This window comes from Acinetobacter sp. 226-1, from assembly GCF_030329325.1.
GTDB lineage: Bacteria > Pseudomonadota > Gammaproteobacteria > Pseudomonadales > Moraxellaceae > Acinetobacter > Acinetobacter sichuanensis.
The window spans coordinates 1-2,817 of the sequence record NZ_JACANU010000042.1; the positions used below are offsets into that span (position 1 = coordinate 1).

At 40.5% G+C, this 2,817-nt stretch carries 7 protein-coding genes; all 7 read left to right on the forward strand.

Annotation, left to right across the window (positions count from 1 at the left end):
* The first annotated feature begins 71 nt into the window (after positions 1-71).
* The 7 genes from HX124_RS17855 to HX124_RS17885 are packed head-to-tail and all read left to right on the forward strand — an operon-like array spanning position 72 to position 2,782.
* On the forward strand, positions 72-650 hold the full coding sequence (locus HX124_RS17855; protein WP_286384440.1) for a hypothetical protein: 579 nt from the start codon (positions 72-74) through the stop codon (positions 648-650).
* Complete coding sequence (locus HX124_RS17860) at positions 647-1,045, forward strand: HNH endonuclease (RefSeq protein WP_286384441.1); 399 nt, start codon at positions 647-649, stop codon at positions 1,043-1,045. The genes HX124_RS17855 and HX124_RS17860 overlap by 4 nt, the downstream gene beginning before the upstream one ends.
* Positions 1,038-1,376, forward strand: coding sequence for a hypothetical protein (locus HX124_RS17865; RefSeq protein WP_286384442.1), 339 nt, complete (start codon positions 1,038-1,040; stop codon positions 1,374-1,376). Before HX124_RS17860 ends, HX124_RS17865 begins: the two co-directional genes overlap by 8 nt.
* A complete protein-coding gene (locus tag HX124_RS17870) occupies positions 1,369-1,863 on the forward strand; it encodes a hypothetical protein (protein WP_286384443.1) in 495 nt (164 codons plus the stop codon). The genes HX124_RS17865 and HX124_RS17870 overlap by 8 nt, the downstream gene beginning before the upstream one ends.
* Positions 1,856-2,221: a hypothetical protein gene (locus HX124_RS17875; RefSeq protein ID WP_286384444.1), complete on the forward strand. Its 366-nt coding sequence runs from the start codon at positions 1,856-1,858 to the stop codon at positions 2,219-2,221. Before HX124_RS17870 ends, HX124_RS17875 begins: the two co-directional genes overlap by 8 nt.
* Entirely contained in the window at positions 2,214-2,384 is a 171-nt protein-coding gene (locus tag HX124_RS17880; RefSeq protein WP_171405205.1) for a hypothetical protein, read from the forward strand. Before HX124_RS17875 ends, HX124_RS17880 begins: the two co-directional genes overlap by 8 nt.
* Positions 2,381-2,782: a DUF559 domain-containing protein gene (locus HX124_RS17885; protein ID WP_286418740.1), complete on the forward strand. Its 402-nt coding sequence runs from the start codon at positions 2,381-2,383 to the stop codon at positions 2,780-2,782. The genes HX124_RS17880 and HX124_RS17885 overlap by 4 nt, the downstream gene beginning before the upstream one ends.
* Positions 2,783-2,817: the final 35 nt, after the last annotated feature.

Consider the following 2,817-nt stretch of genomic DNA (forward strand, 5'->3'; position numbering starts at 1 on the left):
GCTTTTAACAATGTTTCTGACTATCTGTACTTCAAACAAGCAAAGTTACTTCGAAATCAGGGAGTCGCGGCATGACAACAATAAACAACTATGAAAGCTTGATTAAAAAAGTGGGTGGGATTGAAAAGGCAAAGGCGATTGTGGAGCAATACAAAGATCTTGAGACTTGTTTTAAGTCATATAGATATTTTGATGTAGAGAAAGATGATTTTTTAAGAAAGCCAAAGCCTGGTCGAGTTGATGTAATAAACCTCCGCACCGCCATTGCTTCACATGACAAAGATCATTGCGAACATGAATGGAACGATCTAACAAGCAATGGTGATAAGTATAGATTTTTGGTTTGCAAACATTGCGATAGTACGCAGAACTACTTACCACTTGATGAAAGCCGAGAGTTCAATGTGGGGGATTTAGTGGTTAAGACTCATCCTAAAAATACAATTTTATGGCCAGTGCTTGGTGTCTATAAGAATGGTGGTGTTTGGTTGGACTACAAGGGTTTTTGTTGGAAGCCTCCACGAGTTCGCCACGCCACTCCATCCGAAATCAAAGCAGGTCGTCGCCTAGACCATTCCGAAGATGTCACCGATATGGTTACCGACATCACTAATCACATTAGCCCGAATACAAAGGTGGTGGAGTTATGAAATTAACCAAAATTCAACGTGCTGAATTAAAGCAAAAATTTGGCGGTCATTGTGCTTATTGTGGTGAATTGCTTGGTGATAAATGGCATGCGGATCATTTGATTGCGGTCGTACGTGACATTGAAACTGGTAAGCCATCTAAACCTGAAAATGATGTTATTGAGAATCTTGTACCAACTTGCACAGCATGCAATCACAACAAGCGATCAATGTCGCTAGAGGCTTGGCGTGATTTGCTTGCTCACTATCGAGATGTTCAGGTTATTAGGGATTGCTCCCAAGTGCGTCATTTAGTTCGTTTTGGGTTGGTTAAATTCATACAAGAGCCAATAGTTTTTTATTTTGAAAAGATGGGTATTCCTGAAGCAATCTTGGAGGCGGAACGTCATGGATAAACAAATGACTTTTGATGAATATTGCAAGAAAAATCAACATTCAAGAAATTGCACGAGATTAGAAGCTTTCTCGATGGGTCAGCAATCAAGACAGGTTGAGATTGACGAGAAAGACAAGCTGATTAAAGAGTTAAAGGACAGTGTTGCCACATACAAAATAGAAACTTATGAATCTCATAGACGTATTAGTTACGCACACCACTGCTTTATGAATATGGATCGTGATCAATTTTATAAGAATATCGAAGCAGTTATATGTGGTCGATTACGTCACCCTGAATTTAGTTTTGATCGAAGTCGGATCAAAGCCCTGCGAGGTGAGCGTGAATAAGAATCTAGTTACAGAACAAGATATTCGTTTGCCACAATTCCGCGATGCAAAGCTTGAGGATCTAGAATTTGATGGTTCAGGTGAGGTCCTTCGCAAAGATCGTTTTGAAACATCAATACGGAAAATCTCAGGCATGCTGCATGGCGTTAATGGGTTGTCTGCTCGCAGTGGTTGGACGTGTGAACAAGTGGTTGAAGCAGTGGATCAGCTATTGAGATTTAAGCAATTAGTGATAGCGATCAACACTGCTCCAGATGGCGCTGAGTTTTATCATTTTGAAAATGGCGAATTCATTAAAGCTATTGATCAGGAGCATTTGCAGATAGCTAGAGATGATCCAAAAAAATCCCATCTTGTTAATCATGATGTTTTTCTAAACGGATCATGGGAGCTTACGAGTGCGTGGATTGAATATATAAATCACTTAATCAGCATTGATGATATGAGGAAAGAGATTGCTGAATTTTGGCGAGGTGACAATGCTTAAACACATCCCTTGCGAGTCAGATTTAAAAAGCGTAATTCCTGAAACTTGGGCAAATGCGGTGATGTATTGTCAGGGTGGCGCACCACACAATTGCGGTGCTGATGGTCTTTGTGAACATGGTGGTACTTGCTTTGAGATTAAGGAATTAACGCTAGAGCAAGCATTACTTGAGATTGAACATCTTAAAAAAGAACTCGATGTAACAAGGGTAAGAAACAAACAAATTGAAGTTGGTCATTTAAATTTAATTGCTCGATTGGAACATACGAAAGAATTAGCGCTTAAAGATGGCAAGAGTGAGCGTGTATTCATGATTCGTCAATGTTTAACAATAATCAGGGGAAGTGTAGATGAATAACAAATTCAAAATAGGTGACCTTGTGCGAGTTGATACTTTGCCTGATGCGCCACTCCGTGAAGTTTTAGGGGTGAGAGGTGATTTCATTTTAATCAACTTTGGAGGTTGGGAAGGATGGGTGCAGGCTGGCGCATATGAGCTGATTTTGAGTAGTAAATTATGAGCAGCATGTCAACTGCTGAGTATAAAAAGTTATCTGGAAAATCACGGCGTACCAAGCGCCGTGTTGTTGTGAAGAAAGAGCGAGTTGTTAGTGAGGGTGAAGCTAAACTCGCTCAGCATTTGAAGTCGTACAAGATCGAGTTCCAGACTGAGTTTCAGTTTAATCCTGAACGGAAGTGGAGAGCGGATTTTTATATTTTAGGGACTAAAGTTTTAATCGAGGTTGAAGGTGGGATCTGGAGTAATGGGAGGCATACAAGGGCACAGGGTTATTTAGGGGATATGGAAAAGTATAACTCGGCACAAGAGTTAGGTTATTCAGTGTATCGGTATAGCACTGAGCAGGTGAAAAGCGGCAAGGCGATTGAAGACATTAGACGGTTGGTAGGTGATTTATGAATGCGATGGTGAAAACAAAGGTCATGGATTGGTCG

Coding starts and splice junctions, on each gene's coding strand:
- HX124_RS17880 (WP_171405205.1), top strand. CDS start 2,214: ATGAATAACAAATTCAAAATAGGTGACCTTGTGCGAGTTGATACTTTG.
- HX124_RS17865 (WP_286384442.1), top strand. CDS start 1,038: ATGGATAAACAAATGACTTTTGATGAATATTGCAAGAAAAATCAACAT.
- HX124_RS17855 (WP_286384440.1), top strand. CDS start 72: ATGACAACAATAAACAACTATGAAAGCTTGATTAAAAAAGTGGGTGGG.
- HX124_RS17875 (WP_286384444.1), top strand. CDS start 1,856: ATGCTTAAACACATCCCTTGCGAGTCAGATTTAAAAAGCGTAATTCCT.
- HX124_RS17860 (WP_286384441.1), top strand. CDS start 647: ATGAAATTAACCAAAATTCAACGTGCTGAATTAAAGCAAAAATTTGGC.
- HX124_RS17885 (WP_286418740.1), top strand. CDS start 2,381: ATGAGCAGCATGTCAACTGCTGAGTATAAAAAGTTATCTGGAAAATCA.